Below are 19,538 nucleotides of genomic sequence, written 5' to 3'. Positions count from 1 at the left end.
ACCGCGCCCACGCCGCGCTTACGCCACCGCCTACGCCGTGCGGTCCGCCACCGCGTCGCACAGCTCCGCCAGCGCCTGCCGCGCCGGGGTGTCCGGCAGCGGCGAGAGCGTCTCGCGCGCGGCGTAGGCGTACGACAGCGCGTCACTCCGCGCCTGCCGCAACGCCGGGTGTTCCCGCAGCCGGGCCAGCGCCTCCGCGTGCCGGGCGTCGTCGCTCAGGTCGCCGTCGAGCAGCTCCGCCAACTCCCGGTCGGCCGCCGCCCCCGGCCCGCCGCGCGCCGCCATCTCCCGCAGCCGCAGCACCGGCAGCGTCGGCACGCCCTCCCGCAGGTCGGTGCCGGGCGTCTTGCCGGACTCCGAGCCGTCGCTGGCGATGTCGAGGACGTCGTCGGCGAGTTGGAAGGCGACGCCGATGCGCTCGCCGTACTGCGACAGCACGTTGACGACCGACTCGTCGGCCCCCGACATCAGCGCGCCGAGCCGCCCGGCGACGGCGATCAGCGAGCCCGTCTTGCCCGCGACCACGTCCAGGTAGTGCGCCACCGGGTCCTGCCCCTCGCGCGGCCCGGCCGTCTCCTGGATCTGGCCGGTCACCAGGCGTTCGAACGCCTCCGCCTGGATGCGGACCGCCTCCGTGCCCAGCTCCGAGACGATGCTGGAGGCGCGGGCGAAGAGGAAGTCGCCGGTCAGCACGGCCACCGAGTTGTCCCAGCGGGCGTTCGCGCTGGGGACGCCGCGCCGCATCTCGGCCGCGTCCATGATGTCGTCGTGGTACAGGGTGGCGAGGTGGGTGAGCTCCACGGTGACGGCGGCCGGCACCACGCCGGGCGCGTAGGGGTCGCCGAAGCGGGCGGCCAGCAGCGTGAGCAGCGGCCGGAAGCGCTTGCCGCCCGCCCGCACCAGGTGCTGGGCCGCCTCCGTGATGAAGGGAACCTCGCTCTTGGTGGCCTCGACCAGCCCTTCCTCGACGGCCGCAAGACCCGCGCGGATGTCGGCCTCGAGAGCGCCGTCCCGCACACTCACCCCGAAGGGACCCACGACCGTCACGAGCGCTACTCCTGTCTCCGGCCTGTCTTTGGGTGGCTTGTCCCCCGCAGGGTAACTGGTCGGAAGTCGATCACCACCCCCCACATCCCCATCCAGGACCCGAGGCGGGGTACCGTGCGCTCGGACCGCGTTCGTCAGCACGAGGGGAAATCCATGCGTAGGTCAAGCTCAGTCAGGCTCGCCACGACGGCTGCCGCGGCGTCGGCGGTGCTGCTGCTCGGCGCGTGCGGGGGCGACAGCGAGGACGGGTCGGAGGGCGGCGGCGAGGCACAGCAGTCCGAGGGGGCCAGCTCGGGGGGCGGCGAGGACGCCGGGTCCGGAGGCTCGGACGGCGAGGACGCCGGTGCCGAGGGCGAGTTGGAGGGCACCTGGACCACCGGCCTGGAGTCGCCGTACAACATCCTGTTCTTCACCGGCGAGACGGCGACCTTCATGAACGACAGCGGCGAGGAGGTGTGCACGGGCCCGGCGGTGGGCGGCACGCTGGCGCTGGTCTGCCAGTCCGGCAACACCGAGTTCACCGCGGCCACGATCTCGCAGGAGGGCGACACGCTCAACGTCTCCTGGGAGGCGGGCTCGCCGGAGACCTACCAGCGGCTGGACGACGCGGCCATGGACCAGCTGCCGACGGACCTGCCCACCGACATGCTCGACATGCCGGGCCTGGAGGACCTGGAGGACCTGGAGGGCATCACCAACTAGCGGCGGGCCGAGGGACTACCAGGGTTCCGCGCGTGGGACGCGTAGTGACGCGTCGTGCGGAAAGCCGCAGAAAGCCGAGGGACGCTTGACCCCACGGGGCCAAACGTCCCTCGGCTTCACCGCACTTCAGCACATCACCGCACGAAGACGCCCGCGTCGCTCGCCAGGTCCAGGAAGTACTGCGGCGCGACGCCCAGCACGATCGTGACCGCCGCGGCCAGGCCCACCACCGTCGTGGTCAGCGGGCTCGGGATCACCACCGACGGCCCCTCCGGCTTCGGCTCGCTGAAGAACATCAGCACGATGACGCGCACGTAGAAGAACGCCGCCACCGCCGACGCCAGCACGCCGACGATCACAAGACCGACCGCCCCCGCGTCCGCCGCCGCCCGGAAGACCGCGAACTTCCCGGCGAAGCCGGAGGTCAGCGGGATGCCCGCGAAGGCCAGCAGGAACAGCGCGAAGACCGCCGCCAGCAGCGGCGAACGCCGCCCCAGCCCCGCCCACTTCGACAGGTGCGTGGCCTCGCCCCCGGCGTCCCGCACCAGCGTCACCACCGCGAAGGCGCCCAGCGTCACGAAGGAGTACGCCGCCAGGTAGAAGAGGACGGACGAGACGCCGTCCGGGGTCACGGCGACGACACCGGCCAGGATGAAGCCGGCGTGCGCGATCGACGAGTACGCCAGCAGCCGCTTCACGTCCGTCTGCGTGATGGCGATGACCGCGCCCGCCACCATCGACGCGATGGCCACGCCCCACAGCACCGGCTCCCAGTCCCAGCGCATGCCCGGCAGCACCACGTACAGCAGCCGCAGCATCGCGCCGAACGCCGCCACCTTGGTCGCCGCCGCCATGAAGCCGGTCACCGGCGTCGGCGCGCCCTGGTACACGTCCGGGGTCCACATGTGGAACGGCACCGCGCCGACCTTGAACAGCAGCCCCATCAGCACCATGGCGCCGCCGATCAGCAGCAGCGAGTCGTTGCCCATCGTCGAGGCGAGCCCCGGGTCCAGCATCGCCGGCTCGCCGCTGATCACGTCCGAGATCCCGGCGTACGACACCGTCCCGGCGTAGCCGTAGAGCAGCGCGATGCCGAAGACCGTGAACGCCGAGGCGAAGGCGCCGAGCAGGAAGTACTTCATCGCCGCCTCCTGCGACAGCAGCCGCCGCCTGCGCGCCAGGGCGCACAGCATGTACAGCGGCAGCGACAGCACCTCGAGCGCGATGAAGAGCATCAGCAGGTCGTTGGCGGCGGGGAAGAGCAGCATGCCGCCGACGGCGAAGAGGAGGAGGGGGAAGATCTCGGTCGTCGTGTGGCCGGCCTTCACCGCCTCCTGCTCCGCCGGACCGCCCGGCACCGCCGCGGGCTGGGCGGCGAAGGAGTCCACCGGCCGGCCGCCGTCGTCGGCGGGTTCCAGGCGCCGCTCGGCGAAGAGGAAGACCGAGACGAGCCCGACGAGCAGGATCACGCCCTGGAGGAACAGCGCGGGCCCGTCCACGGCGATCGCGCCCATGCCCGCGACCTCCGACTCGCTGGTGGCGCGGTCACCGGCGGCCAGGGCGACCACGGCGGCGAAGGCCCCGGCCATGGCCAGGCCGGTGAGCAGCGTCTGGGAGACGTAGCGGACCGAGCGGGGCGCGAACGCCTCGATCAGCACGCCGATGATGGCGGCGCCGAAGACGATCAGGCTCGGGGAGAGCGCGACCCACTCGATGTCCGGGGCCTGGAGATCATTCATTGCTGCCCGCCTCCACGGGAACCTGGGGTTCAGGATCGGTCTTGCCGACGTCGGAGAGGGTGTGCTCGACGGCCGGGTTGACGATGTCGGTCAGCGGCTTCGGATAGACGCCGAGGAAGATCAGCAGCCCGATCAGCGGTGCCACCACGGCGAGTTCACGGACGCGCAGGTCGGGGAGCTTCTCCAAGCCCGCCTTCACCGGCCCGGTCATGGTGCGCTGGTACAGGATCAGCACGTACAGCGCGGCCAGCAGTATGCCGGAGACGGCGATGATGCCGGCCACCTGGTAGCGGCTGAAGGTGCCGACCAGGACGAGGAACTCGCTGACGAACGGGCCGGTGCCGGGCAGCGAGAGCGTGGCCAGGCCGCCGACGAGGAAGGTCCCGGCCAGCACGGGCGCGGTCTTCTGCACGCCGCCGTAGTCGGCGATGAGCCGCGAGCCGCGCCGCGAGATGAGGAACCCGGCGACCAGCATCAGCGCGGCCGTCGCCACCCCGTGGTTGATCATGTAGAGGGTGGCGCCGCTCTGTCCCTGGCTGGTCATGGCGAAGACGCCCATGATGATGAAGCCGAAGTGGCTGATCGAGGCGTACGCGATCAGCCGCTTCATGTCGCGCTGCCCGATCGCCAGCAGCGCCCCGTAGACGATGCTGACCAGGGCGAGGGTGATGACCACCGGGGTCGCCCAGTCGCTGGCCTCGGGGAAGAGGCCGAGGCAGAAGCGGAGCATGGCGAAGGTGCCGACCTTGTCGACCACGGCCGTGATGAGCACCGCCACCGGCGCGGTCGACTCGCCCATGGCGTTGGGCAGCCAGGTGTGGACCGGCCACAGCGGCGCCTTGATGGCGAACGCCACGAAGAAGCCGAGGAACAGCCAGCGTTCGACGTCGGTGGCCATGTCCAGCTGGCCGGAGGCGCGGGCCTCGGTGATGGCCTGGAGCGAGAACGTCCCGGCGTCCATCTGGTCGGCGGTGACGACGTACAGGCCGATGACGGCGGCCAGCATGATCAGCCCGCCGACGAGGTTGTACAGCAGGAACTTCACGGCGGCGTACGTCCGCTGCCGCGCCTGCCCCTCCTCGTCCTGCTCCCCCGCGCGGTCCCCGAACCCGCCGATGAGGAAGTACAGCGGGATGAGCATCGCCTCGAAGAAGATGTAGAAGAGGAAGACGTCGGTGGCGGCGAAGGACATGATGACCATCGCCTCGACCATGAGGATCAGCGCGAAGAAGCCCTGGGTGGGCCGCCAGCGCCGGGTCGCCTGTGTCTCCTCCTCCTTCGGGTCGGCGTCGTTCCAGCCGGCGCCGATGAGGAAGGGGATCATCAACGCCGTGAGCGCGATCAGGGCGACGCCGATGCCGTCGACGCCCAGCTCGTAGCGGACCCCGAAGTCCTCGATCCAGGCGCGGGACTCGGTGAGCTGGTAGCGGGCGGCGCCGTCGCCGGTGTCGAAGCGCAGCAGCACGGCGGCGGCGAAGCCGGCGGTGGCGAGCGAGAACAGCAGCGCCAGCCACTTGGCGGCCTCGCGGCGCGCGGCGGGCACGGCGGCGGTGGCGATGGCGCCGATCGCGGGCGTCAGGGCCGTGGCCGTCAGCAGGGGAAACGACATGTCAGATCAGACCGCCCTCATCAGCAGGGTCGCGGCGACCAGCAGGGCCGCGCCGCCGAACATCGAGACCGCGTAGGAGCGGGCGAATCCGTTCTGGACTCGCCTCAGCCGCCCGGAGAGCCCGCCGAAGGTGGCGGCGGTGCCGTTGACCGCGCCGTCGACGAGCTTGTGATCGACGTAGACCAGGCCGCGGGTGAGGTAGGTGCCGGGCTGGACGAACGCCGCGTGGTTGAAGTCGTCCTGGAGCAGGTCGCGCCGGGCGGCGCGGACCGGGAAGCTCGCCGCGGGCGCGACGGCCGGCACCGGGCGGCGGCCGTACTGGAACCAGGCCCCGGCCACGCCGAGGATCATCACGCCGGTCGCGGCGATCGACACCTCGCCGTGGCTGACCGGCGAGTGGCCGTGGGCCAGGCTCGTGACCGGCTCCAGCCAGTGGACGAAGCGCTCGCCCGCGTCGAAGACGAAGCCCGCGGCGAGAGAGCCGACGGCCAGGACGATCATGGGGATCGTCATGACGGCCGGGGACTCGTGCGGGTGCGGCTCGTGGCCCTGGGCGTCGGGCTGCCAGCGCTTCTCGCCGAAGAAGGTCAGCAGCATGATCCGCGTCATGTAGTACGCCGTCAGCGCGGCGCCCAGCAGCATCACGCCGCCCAGCACCCAGCCCTCGGTGCCGCCCTTGGAGAACCCGGCGTAGATGATCTCGTCCTTGGAGAAGAAGCCGGACAGGTACGGGAAGCCGATGATCGCCAGGTAGGCCAGCCCGAAGGTGACGAAGGTGACCGGCATGTGCTTGCGCAGCCCGCCGTAACGCCGCATGTCGACCTCGTCGTTCATGCCGTGCATGACCGACCCGGCGCCGAGGAAGAGCCCGGCCTTGAAGAAGCCGTGGGTGACCAGGTGCATGATGGCGAAGACGTACCCGAGCGGGCCGAGGCCGGTGGCCAGCATCATGTAGCCGATCTGCGACATGGTCGAGCCGGCCAGGGCCTTCTTGATGTCGTCCTTGGCGCAACCGACGATCGCACCGAAGAGGAGCGTGACCGCGCCGACGGTGATGACGACGGTCTGCGCGTCGGGTGCGGCGTTGAAGACCGCGCCGGAGCGGGTCACGAGGTAGACGCCCGCGGTCACCATGGTGGCGGCGTGGATGAGGGCCGAGACGGGGGTCGGGCCCTCCATGGCGTCGCCGAGCCAGGACTGGAGCGGCACCTGCGCGGACTTGCCGCAGGCGGCGAGCAGCAGCATCAGCCCGATGCCGGTGAGGGTGGCCTCGCTGGTGGACGTGGCGTTCGGGAACACCTCGGCGAAGGCGAAGCTGCCGAAGGTGGTGAACATCAGGAAGATCGCGATGGCCAGCCCCGCGTCGCCGACGCGGTTGACGATGAACGCCTTCTTCGCCGCCGTCGCCGCGCTCGGCTTGTGCTGCCAGAAGCCGATCAGCAGGTAGGAGGCGAGGCCGACGCCCTCCCAGCCGACGTACAGCAGGAGGAAGTTGTCGGCCAGCACCAGCAGGAGCATGGCGGCGAGGAAGAGGTTCAGGTAGCCGAAGAAGCGGCGGCGGCGCTCGTCGTGCTCCATGTAGCCGACCGAGTAGAGGTGGATCAGCGCGCCGACGCCGGTGATCAGCAGCACGAAGGTCATCGAGAGCTGGTCCAGCTGGAACGCCACGTCCGCCTGGAAGCCCTCGACCGGCACCCAGCTGAACAGGTGCTGGTGGAGGGCGCGTTCCTCGCCGTCCCGGCCGAGCATGTCGAAGAAGAGGACGGCGCCGATGACGAACGACGCGGCGGCCATGAGGACGCCGATCCAGTGCCCCACGCGGTCCAGGCGCCGCCCGCCGGTGAGGAGCAGGGCGGCGCCGAGGAGCGGTGGCGCGAGCAGCAGTCCGATCAGTGACTCCACGGGTGTCTTTCCCCTTACAGCTTCATCAGGCTGGCGTCGTCGACCGAGGCCGAGTGGCGGGAGCGGTAGAGCATCACGATGATCGCGAGACCCACCACGACCTCGGCGGCGGCCACCACCATGACGAAGAACGCCATGATCTGGCCGTCGAGGTTGCCGTGCATGCGGGAGAACGCCACGAGTGCCAGGTTGGCGGCGTTCAGCATCAGCTCGACGCACATGAAGACGACGATGGCGTTCCGCCGCAGCAGCACGCCGCAGGCGCCGAGGGTGAAGAGCAGGGCGGCGAGGTAGACGTAGTTCGCGGGGTTCACTGGCGGGCCTCCTCCGCCTCGTTCTCGTTGCCGCCGCCGCTCTCCGCGCCGTTCACCGCCGCGCCGTTCCGGCCGGTGCCGAGGGCCTTGGGCGGGGTCTGGCCGTGGTAGCGGGCGGTGCGCTGCTCCAGGGCGGCGACGTCCCTGACTGCCTCGCGGTGGACCTCGCGGACCTGGCCGCGCTTGCGCAGCGTGGCGTTGATGGTCAGCTCGGACGGGGAGCCGTCGGGCAGCATGCCGGGGATGTCCACAGCGTTGTGCCGGGCGTACACGCCGGGCGCGGGCAGCGGCGGGACCTGCTTGCCCTCGCGGACGCGGGCCTCGGCCTGCTCGCGCTGCGTCTTGTTGCGCTCGATGCGCTCGCGGTGGGTCAGCAGCGTGGCCCCGACGGCGGCGATGGTGAGCAGGACGCCCGTCACCTCGAACGCGACCACGTACCGCGTGAAGAGCAGCGAGGCCAGGCCCTGCACGTTGCCGTCGGCGTTGGCCTCGTCCAGGCCGGTGAAGGAGCCGATGGAGGCCTGGCCGATCCCGGCGATCAGCAGGATGCCGAGTCCGAGGCCGCATCCGGCGGCCAGCCAGCGCTGCCCCTTCAGCGTCTCCTTCAGGGAGTCGGTCGCGCTGACGCCGACGAGCATCAGCACGAAGAGGAAGAGCATCATGACCGCGCCGGTGTAGACGACGATCTGCACCACGCCGAGGAAGTACGCGCCGTTGGCGAGGTAGAACAGCGCCAGCAGCACCATCGTCCCGGCCAGGCAGAGCGCGGAGTGGACCGCGCGGCGCATCAGCACGGTGCCGAGCCCGCCGGCGACGGCGAGCGGGGCGAGGATCCAGAACTGCGCGGCCTCTCCCTGGGAGGTCGAGGTCTCCGCGGCGAGGGTGGCAAGGCCGCTCATCAGGGCACCTCCGGGGTGGAGCCGGAGCCCGGGGAGGACGAACGCCCGTCGGCGCCCCGCTCGTGGGGTGCCTCGCCGTGGTGGGCGCCCGCGGGGTCGCGGAGCGAGGCCGCCGCGGCGAGGGCGTCGGTCTCGTCGACCGGCTCCCGGCCGGTGGGCCACTCCTCCCCGCGCGAGGTCGGCGTCTGGCGCACCGTGCCCGGGGCGGCGGCCGTCACCTCGCCCCGGTAGTAGGACTGCTCGTCCGTCCCCGGGTACATGGCGTGCGGCGCCTCGACCATGCCCTCCTCCAGGCCCGCCAGCAGCTGCTCCTTGGTGTAGATCAGCGACTCGCGGGTGCGGTCGGCCAGCTCGTACTCGTTGGTCATGGTCAACGCCCGCGTGGGGCACGCCTCGACGCACAGGCCGCACAGGATGCAGCGCAGGTAGTTGATCTGGTAGACGCGGCCGTAGCGCTCGCCCGGGGAGTAACGCTCCTCCTCGGTGTTGTCCGCGCCCTCCACGTAGATGGCGTCGGCCGGGCAGGCCCAGGCGCACAGCTCGCAGCCGATGCACTTCTCCAGGCCGTCCGGGTGACGGTTGAGCTGGTGGCGGCCGTGGAAGCGGGGCGCCGTCGGCTTCTTCTGCTCCGGGTACTGCTCGGTGAGCCGCCGCTTGAACATGGCGCGGAAGGTCACGCCGAACCCGGCGAGCGGATTGTGGAACTCAGGCATCGTCGACTCCTCCCCCCTTTCGGTCCTGTCCGTTCTGTCGTTCCTCGGTCGGTGCCGGCGCGCCCGCCACGACCTTCTCGGCGCGGGAGGGGCGCCTGGGCACCGGTGGCAGCGTCTGCCCGGGCAGCGGCGGCACGGGGTAGCCGCCGGCCATCGGGTCGAACGGCTTGGCCGCGGCCTCGGCGGTCTCGGCCTCCTCGCGCTGCCGCTCGGCGCGGTCGCGGAAGACGTCCACGACGAAGGAGATCAGCAGCAGCGCGAGCACGCCGCCGCTGACGTAGAGCACGATGTCGCGGAAGCCGTAGTCCTCGTTCTGCATGGCGCGGACGGCGGCCACGAGCATCAGCCAGACCAGCGCGATGGGGATGAGAACCTTCCAGCCCAGCACCATCAGCTGGTCGTAGCGCACCCGCGGCAGCGTGCCGCGGATCCACACGAAGAAGAAGATGCAGGCCACGAGCTTGGCGGTGAACCACAGCATCGGCCACCAGCCGGAGTTGGCGCCCTCCCAGAAGCTGAGCGGCGCGGGCGCGCGCCAGCCGCCGAGGAAGAGCGTCACCATCAGGGCGGAGACCGTGACGGTGTGGATGTACTCCGCCATCATGAAGAAGGCGAACTTGATCGACGAGTACTCGGTGAGGTACCCGCCGACCAGGTCGCCCTCGGACTCGGGCATGTCGAACGGGGGCCGGTGCGCCTCGCCCACCATCGTGATCATGTAGATGATGAACGAGACCGGCAGCAGGATCACGAACCACCGGTCCTCCTGCTCGGCGACGATGGCCGAGGAGGACATCGAGCCGGAGTAGAGGAAGACCGCCGCGAAGGACAGGCCCATCGCCACCTCGTAGGAGATGATCTGGGCCGTCGCCCGCACCCCGCCCAGCAGCGGGTAGGTCGAGTTGGAGGACCAGCCGGCCAGCACCGTGCCGTAGACGGCGATGGCGGAGGTCGCCAGCACGTACAGCAGCGCCACCGGCAGGTCGGTCAGCTGGAGCACGGTCTCGGTGCCGAAGATGCTGACGGGGTCGTCCGCCGGGCCGAAGGGGATCACGGCGAACGCCATGAACGCCGGGACCACCGCCAGGACGGGCGCCAGGATGTACACCGGCTTGTCGGCGCCCTTGACGATGACGTCTTCCTTCAGCATCAGCTTGATGCCGTCGGCCAGCGACTGGAGCATGCCCCAGGGGCCGTGGCGGTTGGGGCCGATGCGCAGCTGCATCCAGCCGAGCACCTTGCGCTCCATCACGATGCTGATCAGCACCGTGAGCATGATGAAGGCGAAGACGAACACCGCCTTGAGCACGATCAGCCAGAAGGGGTCCTGCCCGAACATCGACAGGTCCGCTTCCTGCGCGAGCGCCTCCGTGGGCATCACGCCTGTACCTCCTCGCTACGGGCCCGCGCCAGCGTGACCAACTGGCCCGGCACGGCCCCGAGGTCGTCGTAGACCCCGCCGCCGACGGAGTTCAGCGGCAGCCACACCACCCGGTCGGGCATCTCGCGGGTCACCGCGAGCGGCAGCCGCACCGAGCCGCCGGACGGGCCGGTGACGGCGACCTCGGCGCCGTCGGCGAACCCGTTCTCCTCGGCGGTGGCGGCCGAGACCCGGGCGACGGCGTCGCCCGCGTGCCGCGTCCCCGCAAGCGCCTCGTCGCCCTCCTGCATCACGCCCCGGTCCAGCAGCAGCCGGTGCCCGGCGAGCACGGCCTCGCCCGCGCCGGGCCGCGGCAGGGCGCCGGGGGTGGCGGTCGGGCCGAGCGGCAGCTCGCCGGTCCACTCGGCCAGGCCGTCCAGCTCGCGGCGGAGCGTGTACACGTCGGGCAGGCCGAGGTGGACGTCCATGGCGTCGGCCAGCATGTGGAGCGCCCGCGCGTCGGACTGGACGTGACGCCGCGTCACCTGGTCGGGCTTGATGGCGGCGGCGAACGGCCGGGCCCGGCCCTCCCAGTTGAGGAAGGTGCCGTCCTTCTCCGCGGCGGCGGCCACCGGCAGCACCACGTGGGCGCGCTCGGTGACCTCCGAGGGCCGCAGCTCCAGGCTGAGCAGGAAGCCGTCCCGGGCGACCGCGTCGAGGGCGGCGCGGGCGCGGGCGGGGTCGGGCAGGTCGGCGATCTCGACGCCGGCGACGACCAGCGCGGCCAGCTCGCCGCCCGCCGCGGCCTCGATGATCTCGCCGGTGTCGCGGCCGGCCCGCTCGGGCAGCGCGGCCACGCCCCAGGCGGCGGCGATCTCGCGGCGGGCCGCGGGCGAGGACTCCGGCCGCCCGCCGGGCAGCAGCCCCGGCAGCGCGCCGGCCTCCAGCGCGCCGCGCTCCCCGGCCCGGCGCGGGATCCACACCAGCCGCGCCCCGAGGGCGGTCGCGGCGGCCACGGCCGCGGTGTACGCCCCGGGCACGGCCGCGAGGCGCTCTCCGAGCAGGATCAGCGCGCCGGGCTCCCGCAGCGCCTCGGCCGCTGCGCGGCCACGCGCCTCGACCGTGGCGGCGTCCGTACCCGGCCCGGCGTCGCCGGTGCCGGGGGCCGCGACGGCCCGTGCGGCCCGGCGCTCCGCGCCTGGGCCGTGGGCCGCGGCCGACGTGCCACCGGCCACGGCACCCGGCACGGGCCCCGGGCCCGCCGCCGCGCCGCGCGACACCGCGCCGAAGGCGCCGGTGTCCGACGCGGCGGCAGCGGCCAGCGCGTCCAGCCACTGTGGCTCCGTGCCCGGCGCCGCGGGCAGCAGCGTGCCGGCGGTCTTGGCCAGGCCCCGGCTGACGTGCGTGGCCAGCGAGAAGACCTTCAGCCCCTTCTTGCGGTTGGCCTTGCGCAGCCGCAGGAAGACGCCGGGGGCCTCCTCCTCGGACTCGAAGCCGACGAGCAGCACGGCGGGCGCGGCCTCCAGCGCGGCGTACGTGACGCCGCCGCCGTCCAGGTCGACGCCCTCGCCCGCGACGTGCGAGGCGAGGAACGCCGCCTCCTCGGCGGAGTGGGCGCGCGCGCGGAAGTCGATGTCGTTCGTGCCGAGCGCGACGCGCGCGAACTTGGCGTAGGCGTAGGCGTCCTCGACCGTCAGCCGCCCGCCCGTCAGCACCGCCGCGCCCGACCCGGCCCTCGCCGCCGCCAGGCCCTCGGCCGCCGCCAGCAGCGCCTCGGGCCAGCTCGCGGGCTCCAGCTCGCCGGTGTCGGCGTTGCGCACCAGCGGCGTCGACAGCCGGTCGGGCCCCTGCGCGTAGCGGAACGCGAAGCGGCCCTTGTCGCAGATCCACTCCTCGTTGACCTCGGGGTCCTCGGCGGCCAGCCGCCGCATCACCTTGCCGCGCCGGTGGTCGGTGCGGGTGGCGCAGCCGCCGGCGCAGTGCTCGCAGACGCTGGGCGAGGAGGTGAGGTCGAAGGGCCGGGAGCGGAATCGGTACGCCGCCGAGGTCAGGGCGCCGACGGGGCAGATCTGGATGGTGTTGCCGGAGAAGTACGACTCGAAGGGGTCGCCCTCGCCGGTGCCGACCTGCTGGAGCGCGCCGCGCTCCAGCAGCTCGATCATCGGGTCGCCCGCGATCTGGTCGGAGAAGCGGGTGCAGCGCGCGCACAGCACGCACCGCTCGCGGTCCAGCAGCACCTGGGGCGAGATCGGCACCGGCTTGTCGAAGGTCCGCTTGCGGCCCTCGAAGCGGGTCTCGGGTTCGCCGGCGGACATGGCCTGGTTCTGCAGGGGGCACTCGCCGCCCTTGTCGCAGACGGGGCAGTCCAGCGGGTGGTTGATCAGCAGCAGCTCCATCACGCCGCGCTGCGCCTTCTCGGCGACGGCGGAGGTGAGCTGGGTGCGGACCACCATGCCGTCGGTGCAGGTGATGGTGCAGGAGGCCATGGGCTTGCGCTGGCCCTCGACCTCGACGATGCACTGGCGGCAGGCGCCGGCCGGGTCCAGCAGCGGGTGGTCGCAGAAGCGCGGGACCTCGATGCCGAGCTGCTCGGCGGCGCGGATCACCAGGGTGCCCTTGGGCACGGAGATCTCGATGCCGTCGATGGTCAGCGTGACCAGGTCCTCGGGCGGCACCGCCTGTCCACCCGAGGGGGTGGCCTCGGTGGTGACCGTCATGCGTTCACCTCCAGGGTGTCGGCCCACACGGTGGAGCGGGCGGGGTCGAACGGGCAGCCACGTTCGGTGATGTGCCGCTCGTACTCCTCGCGGAAGTGGGTCAGCGAGGAGGTGATGCAGGCGGCGGCGCCGTCGCCGAGGGCGCAGAACGACTTGCCGTTGACGTTGTCGGCGATGTCGGCGATCTTGTCGATGTCGCTGAGCAGGCCCTTGCCCGCCTCGATGTCGCGCAGGAGCTGGACGAGCCAGTAGGTGCCCTCGCGGCAGGGGGTGCACTTACCGCAGGACTCGTGGGCGTAGAACTCGGTCCAGCGGGTCACGGCGCGCACCACGCACGTGGTCTCGTCGAAGCACTGCAACGCCTTGGTGCCGAGCATGGATCCGGCGCCCATGAGGCCCTCGTAGTCCAGCGGCACGTCGAGGTGCTCGTCGGTGAGCATCGGGGTGGAGGAGCCGCCGGGGGTCCAGAACTTCAGGCGGTGGCCGGGCCGCATCCCGCCGGAGAGGTCGAGCAGCTCGCGGAGGGTGATGCCGAGCGGCCCCTCGTACTGGCCGGGGTTGGCGACGTGGCCGGAGAGGGAGTAGAGCGTGAAGCCGGGGGACTTCTCGCTGCCCATGGAGCGGAACCACTCCTTGCCCCGGTCGATGATGGCGGGAACCGAGGCGATGGACTCGACGTTGTTCACCACGGTGGGGCAGGCGTACAGGCCGGCGACGGCGGGGAAGGGCGGCCGCAGGCGCGGCTGGCCGCGGCGGCCCTCCAGGGAGTCGAGCAACGCCGTCTCCTCGCCGCAGATGTACGCGCCGGCGCCCGCGTGCACGGTGAGGGTGAGGTCCTTGCCGGGGCCGAGCGCGTCCTTGCCGAGGTATCCGGCGGCGTACGCCTCGGCGACGGCGGTGTGCAGGCGGCGCAGCACGGGCACGACCTCGCCGCGCAGGTAGATGAAGGCGTGGTCGGAGCGGATCGCGTGGCAGGCGATGACGATGCCCTCGATGAGGGAGTGGGGGTTGGCGAAGAGCAGCGGGATGTCCTTGCAGGTGCCCGGCTCGGACTCGTCGGCGTTGACGACGAGGTAGTGCGGCTTGTCGTCGCCCTGCGGAATGAACTGCCACTTCATGCCGGTGGGGAAGCCCGCGCCGCCGCGGCCGCGCAGGCCGGCGTCCTTGACGTACGCGATGACGTCGTCGGGCGGCATGGCCAGCGCCTTGGACAGGGCGCGGTAGCCGCCGTTGGCGCGGTAGACGTCGAGGGTCCAGGAGCGGGGGTCGTCCCAGAAGGACGACAGCACCGGCGCGAGCAGCTTCTCCGGGCTCGTCTCGTTGAGCTTGTCGTCGGTCACGGCGTCACTCACCCTCCTCGGTCCGCTCGGTGATCGGCCCGGCCGGGTGGTGCGGGTCGGAGTCCGAGCTCGGCAGCGGCGCGTCGTGGGAGCTGGGGTGTTGCGGCGGCGGCTGGTCGGTGGGGTAGCCGGCCTGCCGCCCGGCCGGCGGGCCGCCGGGGCGGTCCGTCCGGGCGTCCGCGCCGGGGCGTGCGCCGGCCTGCGCCGCGCCCTTGGCGAGCCGGAGGCCGGCCAGCGAGGCAGGGCCCGCGCTGCCGCCGGCGGCGACCGCTTCGGGGCGTTCGTCGGGGAAGCCGGCGAGGATGCGGGCGGTCTTCCTGAAGTCGCACAGCGGCGCGCCCCGGGTGGGGGCGACCTCGCGGCCGGCGCGCAGGTCGTCGACGAGCCGCCGGGCGGACTCCGGCGTGGCGTTGTCGAAGAACTCCCAGTTGACCATGACCACGGGCGCGAAGTCGCAGGCGGCGTTGCACTCGATGTGCTCCAGCGTGACCTTGCCGTCCTCGGTGGTCTCGCCGTTGCCGATGCCGAGGTGGCGCTGGAGGGCGGCGAAGATCTCGTCGCCGCCGAGGACCGCGCACAGGGTGTTGGTGCAGACCCCGACCTGGTAGTCGCCCGACGGCTTGCGCCGGTACATCGAGTAGAAGGTGGACACGGCCGTGACCTCGGCGGTGGTCAGGCCCAGCATCTCGGCGCAGAACGCCATGCCGGTGCGCGTGACGTGCCCCTCCTCGGACTGCACCAGGTGGAGCAGCGGCAGCAGGGCGGAGCGGCTGTCCGGGTAGCGCGCGATGATCTCGCGCGCGTCGGGCTCCAGCCGCTCACGCACCTCGGGCGGGTACTCGGGGGCGGGCAGCTGGGGCATGCCCAGGTGTACGCCGCTGCCGGCGCCGTTGGCGCTGTTGACGTCGCTCACCGGTCAACGCCTCCCAACACGGGATCGATCGACGCAATCGCGACGATGACGTCGGCCACCATGCCGCCCTCGCACATCGCCGCTATGGTCTGGAGGTTGGTGAAGGAGGGGTCACGGAAGTGGACCCGGTAGGGGCGGGTGCCGCCGTCGCTGACCATGTGGACGCCCAGCTCGCCCTTGGGCGACTCGACGACGGCGTAGACCTGGCCGGGCGGCACCCTGAAGCCCTCGGTCACCAGCTTGAAGTGGTGGATGAGGGCCTCCATGGAGGTGCCCATGATGTTCTTGATGTGGTCGAGCGAGTTGCCCAGGCCGTCGGGGCCGAGGGCGAGCTGCGCGGGCCAGGCGATCTTCTTGTCGGCGACCATCACCGGGCCGGGTTCGAGGCGGTCGAGGCACTGCTCGATGATGCGCACCGACTGGTGCATCTCCTCGACGCGCAGCAGGTAGCGGCCGTAGGCGTCGCAGGTGTCGGTGGTGGGCACCTCGAAGTCGTACGTCTCGTAGCCGCAGTAGGGGTCGGACTTGCGCAGGTCGTGCGGGAGTCCGGCGGCGCGGAGGATGGGGCCGGTCGCGCCGAGCGCGAGGCAGCCCGCGAGGTCGAGGTAGGCGACGTCCTGCAGGCGGCCCTTGAAGACGGGGTTGTGGGTGGCGAGCTTGTCGTACTCGGGGAGGTTCTTGCGGAACCTGGCGACGAAGTCGCGCAGCGCGTCGAGGGCGCCGGGCGGCAGGTCCTGGGAGAGGCCGCCGGGGCGGATGTAGGCGTGGTTCATGCGCAGGCCGGAGATGAGCTCGAAGAGGTCGAGGACCATCTCGCGGTCGCGGAAGCCGTAGATCATGAGCGTCGTGGCGCCCAGCTCCATGCCGCCGGTGGCGATGGCCACCAGGTGGGAGGAGATGCGGTTGAGCTCCATCAGCAGCACCCGGATGACGCTGGCCCGGTCGGGGACGTCGTCGGTGATGCCGAGCAGTTGCTCCACGCCCAGGCAGTACGCCGCCTCGTTGTGGAACGAGGTGAGGTAGTCCATGCGCGTGACGAAGGTGGTGCCCTGGGTCCAGGTGCGGTACTCCAGGCCCTTCTCGATGCCGGTGTGGAGGTACCCGATGCCGGCGCGGGCCTCGGTCACGGTCTCGCCGTCGATCTCCAGGATGAGCCGCAGCACGCCGTGGGTGGAGGGGTGCTGCGGGCCCATGTTGACGACGATCCGCTCGTCGTCGGAGGCGGCGGCGGCGCGTACGACCTCGTCCCAGTCGCCGCCGGTGACGGTGTAGACCGTGCCCTCGGTGGTCTCGCGGGTCCCCGCGGGCGGCGTGGAGTGCGTGGTGGACATCAGCTGTACGACCTCCGCTGGTCGGGAGCCGGGATCTGGGCGCCCTTGTACTCGACGGGGATGCCGCCCAGGGGGTAGTCCTTGCGCTGCGGGAAGCCCTGCCAGTCGTCCGGCATGAGGATCCGCGTCAGCGCGGGGTGGCCGTCGAAGACGAGTCCGAAGAAGTCGTAGGTCTCGCGCTCGTGCCAGTCGTTGGTGGGGTAGACGTCGACGATCGACGGGACGTGCGGGTCGGCGTCGGGGGCGCTGACCTCCAGCCGGATGACGCGGCCGTGGGTCAGCGAGCGCAGGTGGTAGACGGCGTGCAGCTCGCGGCCGGTGTCGGCGGGGTTGTGAACGCCGCTGACGCCCGTGCACAGCTCGAAGCGGAGCGCGGGGTCGTCGCGCAGCGTGCGGGCGACCCGGGGCAGGTGCTCGCGGGCGATGTGGAGGGTCATCTCGCCCCGGTCGATCACGACCTTCTCGATCGCCTGGTCGGGGTCGGTCCCCTGCTCCTCCAGGGCGCCTTCGAGCTCGTCGGCGACCTCGTCGAAGTACCCGCCGTACGGGCGCGCGCTTTGGCCGGGCATGCGGACGGTGCGCCGCAGCCCGCCGTACCCGGAGGTGTCGCCGCCGTTGTTCGCGCCGAACATGCCGCGGCGGCGCGCGATGGCCTCGCCGGCATCGCCCCGCTGGGCGGGTGTCCCGTTTGTGCTTGTGTTCCCGTTCACGGAGTCACGCTGCGCGTCGCTCACGGCAACCTCCTTCGTCCACGGTGAGCCTGCCGAACCTGGAGGCTCCGCCCGCCGCTCGGGGTCGCGCGCCCAGCGCCGGCGCACCTCATCGGAGGAGCCCCTTCATCTCGATCGTCGGAAGAGCCTTCCGCGCGGCCTCCTCCGCCTCGCGGGCGGCCTGCTCGCGGTTGATGCCGAGCTTCTCCTCGCGGATCTTCGCGTGCAGCTTGAGAATGGCGTCCATCAGCATTTCGGGGCGCGGCGGGCAGCCCGGAAGATAGATGTCGACCGGCACGACGTGGTCGACGCCCTGCACGATGGCGTAATTGTTGAACATGCCGCCGGACGAGGCGCACACGCCCATCGAGATGACCCATTTCGGATTGGGCATCTGGTCGTACACCTGCCGGAGCACCGGCGCCATCTTCTGGCTCACGCGGCCCGCGACGATCATGAGGTCGGCCTGACGGGGGGAGCCGCGGAAGACCTCCATGCCGAACCGGGCCAGGTCGTACCGGCCGGCGCCGGAGGTCATCATCTCGAAGGCGCAGCAGGCGAGGCCGAAGGTGGCCGGGAAGACCGACGACTTCCGGGCCAGCCCGGCCAGGTTTTCCACGGTGTCGAGCAGAAATCCGCTGGGAAGCTTCTCTTCGAGACCCATCAGAGTGTCCCCTCTTTCTCTGCCTCTGTCTCTGCTCTTTCTTTTTCCTTTTCCCGCGGTCTCAGTCCCATTCGAGGCCTCCCCGTCGCCAATCATAGGCGTACGCAACACCGATCAGGCCGACAAAGACGAGCATCTCCAGGAGCCCGAACATCCCGAGGGAATCAAAGTGCACGGCCCAGGGGTAGAGAAAGACGATCTCGATGTCGAAGACGATGAATAGCATCGCCGTGAGGTAGTACTTCACCGGGAAGCGCCCGCCGCCCGCGGGCTGCGGGGTCGGCTCGATGCCGCACTCGTAGGCCTCGAGCTTGGCCCGGTTGTAGCGCTTTGGGCCGATCAGGGCTGCGGCGACCAAGGAGAAGACGGCAAAGGCAAGCCCGAGGGCACCCAGCACGAGGATGGGAACGTACGTGTTCACGCACCTCGCTCCTTCCAGTCAACGGCGACTGCCGGCACGACGACCGCTTCAAGATCATCGCTATGTGAGTCAGTTCACAAGGCTGGGTGCATCCTATGCCCCTGGCCTTGTGACGTTCGACACGGGGTCCCCTTTCACGTCTGTGATCTCTCCCACCCGTTGCCGGGGGCCGCGCGGTGCCGCCTGGGCCGTGCGAACGCGACGCCGCGCACCGTGTCGGCGCGGCGACGCGGCGTCGAACGCGCCCGCCCCGCCGGACGCTCCGTCTAGCACTCCATACTGCCACCGAGCAAATTCGCACCCGAAACGCGGCGGCGCCGGACGCGGCTAGCGTGCCGTTCCGTGGCCGACATAACCATCACGACGGCGGTGCTGCTGTGCCTCGCGGCCGCCATGGCGGGCTGGATCGACGCGGTCGTGGGCGGCGGCGGGCTGCTGCTGCTCCCCGCCCTGCTCATCGGGCTCCCCGCCGACCAGCCGCCCACCTACGCCCTGGGCACCAACAAGGCCGTCGCCGTCACCGGCACCACGATGGCGGCCGTCACCTACGCCCGCACCGCGCCGCTCGACCTGCGGCGGGCGCTGCGCATCGCCGGGCTCGCGGCGGCGGCGTCGGCGGGCGGGGCGGCGTTTGCATCAGCGGTCGACAAGGAGGTGCTGCAGCCGCTGATCATGGTGCTGCTGCTCGCGGTGGCGGCGTTCGTCGTCCTCCGCCCGCGCTTCGGCACCGCCGCGGCCGGGGGTACGCCCTCCCGCCGGCGGGCGGTGGCCGCGCTGCTGGTGATCGGCGTCGGCATCGGCTTCTACGACGGCCTGCTCGGGCCGGGGACGGGCACCTTCCTCGTCATCGGCCTGGTCGCGCTGCTGCACCTGGACATGCTGACCGCCTCGGCCACGGCGAAGGTCGTGAATGTCGGCACAAACCTGGGCGCACTGGCGGTCTTCTCCCTCGCGGGCACGGTGCTGTGGCAGCTGGCTCCCCTCATGGCCGTCTTCAACATGGCGGGCGGCTGGGCGGGGGCCCGGATGGCGCTCAGGCGGGGCAGCGGTTTCGTCCGCGTGGTGCTGCTGGTGGTGGTCACGGCACTGGTCGTGCGGCTCGCCTACGACCAGTGGTGGGCGTAGGGCCGAGCGTGACGCGGGCCGTGACCTGAGCG

The 19,538-nt window shown here is 71.6% G+C and carries 17 protein-coding genes; 2 read left to right on the top strand and 15 right to left on the bottom strand.

What is annotated here, in order from left to right; all coding sequences use genetic code 11:
• Nucleotides 1-30: 30 nt before the first annotated feature.
• On the bottom strand, nucleotides 31-1,047 hold the full coding sequence (locus ACTWQH_RS05810) for a polyprenyl synthetase family protein (RefSeq protein ID WP_443285243.1): 1,017 nt from the start codon (nucleotides 1,045-1,047) through the stop codon (nucleotides 31-33).
• Nucleotides 1,048-1,200: 153 nt separating this feature from the next.
• Here ACTWQH_RS05810 and ACTWQH_RS05805 point away from each other — a divergent pair, with 153 nt between their 5' ends.
• Nucleotides 1,201-1,749, top strand: a complete 549-nt coding sequence (locus tag ACTWQH_RS05805) for a hypothetical protein (protein WP_443285242.1) — start codon at nucleotides 1,201-1,203, stop codon at nucleotides 1,747-1,749.
• A gap of 134 nt (nucleotides 1,750-1,883) precedes the next feature.
• Here ACTWQH_RS05805 and nuoN read toward each other — a convergent pair whose 3' ends face one another.
• From nuoN to ACTWQH_RS05735, 14 genes are all read right to left on the bottom strand, one after another.
• Nucleotides 1,884-3,488: an NADH-quinone oxidoreductase subunit NuoN gene (nuoN, locus tag ACTWQH_RS05800; protein ID WP_443285241.1), complete on the bottom strand. Its 1,605-nt coding sequence runs from the start codon at nucleotides 3,486-3,488 to the stop codon at nucleotides 1,884-1,886.
• Entirely contained in the window at nucleotides 3,481-5,097 is a 1,617-nt protein-coding gene (locus ACTWQH_RS05795) for an NADH-quinone oxidoreductase subunit M (RefSeq protein ID WP_443285240.1), read from the bottom strand. Before ACTWQH_RS05795 ends, nuoN begins: the two co-directional genes overlap by 8 nt.
• 6 nt (nucleotides 5,098-5,103) lie before the next feature.
• Entirely contained in the window at nucleotides 5,104-6,999 is a 1,896-nt protein-coding gene (gene nuoL / locus ACTWQH_RS05790) for an NADH-quinone oxidoreductase subunit L (RefSeq protein ID WP_443285239.1), read from the bottom strand.
• A 14-nt stretch (nucleotides 7,000-7,013) separates the two neighbouring features.
• Nucleotides 7,014-7,313: an NADH-quinone oxidoreductase subunit NuoK gene (gene nuoK / locus ACTWQH_RS05785; RefSeq protein ID WP_443285238.1), complete on the bottom strand. Its 300-nt coding sequence runs from the start codon at nucleotides 7,311-7,313 to the stop codon at nucleotides 7,014-7,016.
• Complete coding sequence (locus ACTWQH_RS05780) at nucleotides 7,310-8,212, bottom strand: NADH-quinone oxidoreductase subunit J (RefSeq protein WP_443285237.1); 903 nt, start codon at nucleotides 8,210-8,212, stop codon at nucleotides 7,310-7,312. Before ACTWQH_RS05780 ends, nuoK begins: the two co-directional genes overlap by 4 nt.
• Complete coding sequence (nuoI, locus tag ACTWQH_RS05775) at nucleotides 8,212-8,925, bottom strand: NADH-quinone oxidoreductase subunit NuoI (RefSeq protein ID WP_443285236.1); 714 nt, start codon at nucleotides 8,923-8,925, stop codon at nucleotides 8,212-8,214. The genes ACTWQH_RS05780 and nuoI overlap by 1 nt, the downstream gene beginning before the upstream one ends.
• Entirely contained in the window at nucleotides 8,918-10,303 is a 1,386-nt protein-coding gene (gene nuoH / locus ACTWQH_RS05770; protein ID WP_443285235.1) for an NADH-quinone oxidoreductase subunit NuoH, read from the bottom strand. Before nuoH ends, nuoI begins: the two co-directional genes overlap by 8 nt.
• Entirely contained in the window at nucleotides 10,303-13,002 is a 2,700-nt protein-coding gene (locus ACTWQH_RS05765; RefSeq protein WP_443285234.1) for an NADH-quinone oxidoreductase subunit G, read from the bottom strand. Before ACTWQH_RS05765 ends, nuoH begins: the two co-directional genes overlap by 1 nt.
• Nucleotides 12,999-14,354: an NADH-quinone oxidoreductase subunit NuoF gene (gene nuoF / locus ACTWQH_RS05760; protein WP_443285233.1), complete on the bottom strand. Its 1,356-nt coding sequence runs from the start codon at nucleotides 14,352-14,354 to the stop codon at nucleotides 12,999-13,001. The genes ACTWQH_RS05765 and nuoF overlap by 4 nt, the downstream gene beginning before the upstream one ends.
• On the bottom strand, nucleotides 14,347-15,204 hold the full coding sequence (gene nuoE / locus ACTWQH_RS05755; protein WP_443285328.1) for an NADH-quinone oxidoreductase subunit NuoE: 858 nt from the start codon (nucleotides 15,202-15,204) through the stop codon (nucleotides 14,347-14,349). The genes nuoF and nuoE overlap by 8 nt, the downstream gene beginning before the upstream one ends.
• Nucleotides 15,205-15,251: 47 nt before the next feature.
• Nucleotides 15,252-16,586, bottom strand: a complete 1,335-nt coding sequence (locus tag ACTWQH_RS05750; protein ID WP_443285232.1) for an NADH-quinone oxidoreductase subunit D — start codon at nucleotides 16,584-16,586, stop codon at nucleotides 15,252-15,254.
• Nucleotides 16,586-17,320: an NADH-quinone oxidoreductase subunit C gene (locus ACTWQH_RS05745; RefSeq protein ID WP_443285231.1), complete on the bottom strand. Its 735-nt coding sequence runs from the start codon at nucleotides 17,318-17,320 to the stop codon at nucleotides 16,586-16,588. Before ACTWQH_RS05745 ends, ACTWQH_RS05750 begins: the two co-directional genes overlap by 1 nt.
• Nucleotides 17,321-17,405: 85 nt before the next feature.
• On the bottom strand, nucleotides 17,406-17,960 hold the full coding sequence (locus ACTWQH_RS05740) for a NuoB/complex I 20 kDa subunit family protein (protein WP_443285230.1): 555 nt from the start codon (nucleotides 17,958-17,960) through the stop codon (nucleotides 17,406-17,408).
• A 61-nt stretch (nucleotides 17,961-18,021) separates the two neighbouring features.
• The gene (locus ACTWQH_RS05735; protein WP_443285229.1) at nucleotides 18,022-18,381 is read right to left on the bottom strand and encodes an NADH-quinone oxidoreductase subunit A; all 360 of its coding nucleotides are present in this window, start codon (nucleotides 18,379-18,381) and stop codon (nucleotides 18,022-18,024) included.
• 342 nt (nucleotides 18,382-18,723) lie between these two features.
• Here ACTWQH_RS05735 and ACTWQH_RS05730 point away from each other — a divergent pair, with 342 nt between their 5' ends.
• Nucleotides 18,724-19,506, top strand: coding sequence for a sulfite exporter TauE/SafE family protein (locus ACTWQH_RS05730; protein WP_443285228.1), 783 nt, complete (start codon nucleotides 18,724-18,726; stop codon nucleotides 19,504-19,506).
• The last annotated feature ends 32 nt before the right edge of the window (nucleotides 19,507-19,538 follow it).

This window comes from Streptomyces sp. 6N223 (genome assembly GCF_052246635.1).
Classification (GTDB): Bacteria; Actinomycetota; Actinomycetes; order Streptomycetales; family Streptomycetaceae; genus Streptomyces.
The sequence above is the reverse complement of the archived record's forward strand: the minus strand, read 5'-3'. Positions and strand labels throughout refer to the sequence as shown.

Coding starts and splice junctions, on each gene's coding strand:
- nuoN (WP_443285241.1), bottom strand. CDS start 3,488: ATGAATGATCTCCAGGCCCCGGACATCGAGTGGGTCGCGCTCTCCCCG.
- nuoH (WP_443285235.1), bottom strand. CDS start 10,303: ATGCCCACGGAGGCGCTCGCGCAGGAAGCGGACCTGTCGATGTTCGGG.
- ACTWQH_RS05805 (WP_443285242.1), top strand. CDS start 1,201: ATGCGTAGGTCAAGCTCAGTCAGGCTCGCCACGACGGCTGCCGCGGCG.
- nuoI (WP_443285236.1), bottom strand. CDS start 8,925: ATGCCTGAGTTCCACAATCCGCTCGCCGGGTTCGGCGTGACCTTCCGC.
- ACTWQH_RS05750 (WP_443285232.1), bottom strand. CDS start 16,586: ATGTCCACCACGCACTCCACGCCGCCCGCGGGGACCCGCGAGACCACC.
- ACTWQH_RS05740 (WP_443285230.1), bottom strand. CDS start 17,960: ATGGGTCTCGAAGAGAAGCTTCCCAGCGGATTTCTGCTCGACACCGTG.
- ACTWQH_RS05780 (WP_443285237.1), bottom strand. CDS start 8,212: ATGAGCGGCCTTGCCACCCTCGCCGCGGAGACCTCGACCTCCCAGGGA.
- nuoE (WP_443285328.1), bottom strand. CDS start 15,204: ATGCCCCAGCTGCCCGCCCCCGAGTACCCGCCCGAGGTGCGTGAGCGG.
- ACTWQH_RS05765 (WP_443285234.1), bottom strand. CDS start 13,002: ATGACGGTCACCACCGAGGCCACCCCCTCGGGTGGACAGGCGGTGCCG.
- ACTWQH_RS05795 (WP_443285240.1), bottom strand. CDS start 5,097: ATGTCGTTTCCCCTGCTGACGGCCACGGCCCTGACGCCCGCGATCGGC.